1 protein-coding gene is annotated in these 274 nt (G+C 54.4%); it reads left to right on the forward strand.

The window, feature by feature from the left end:
- Positions 1-240 (forward strand): MFS transporter (locus SB756_RS29895; protein WP_410913202.1); only part of this gene is annotated, 240 nt, incomplete at its 5' end.
- Between the last annotated feature and the right edge of the window lie 34 nt (positions 241-274).

Below are 274 nucleotides of genomic sequence, written 5' to 3' on the forward strand. Positions count from 1 at the left end.
GGCATCACCTGCTCCACCGCCACCAACTGGATTGCCAACATGATCGTTGGCGCAACGTTCCTGACCATGCTCAACACGCTGGGTAACGCCAACACCTTCTGGGTGTACGCGGCTCTGAACGTACTGTTTATCCTGCTGACATTGTGGCTGGTACCGGAAACCAAACACGTTTCGCTGGAACATATTGCACGTAATCTGATGAAAGGTCGTAAACTGCGCGAAATCGGCGCTCACGATTAATCTCCTCAGGCTTCCTCCGCGACGGGAGGAAGCC

The sequence above is a fragment of the Pseudomonas sp. SIMBA_068 genome (assembly GCF_046534705.1).
GTDB classification, from domain to species: Bacteria; Pseudomonadota; Gammaproteobacteria; order Pseudomonadales; family Pseudomonadaceae; genus Aquipseudomonas; species Aquipseudomonas putida.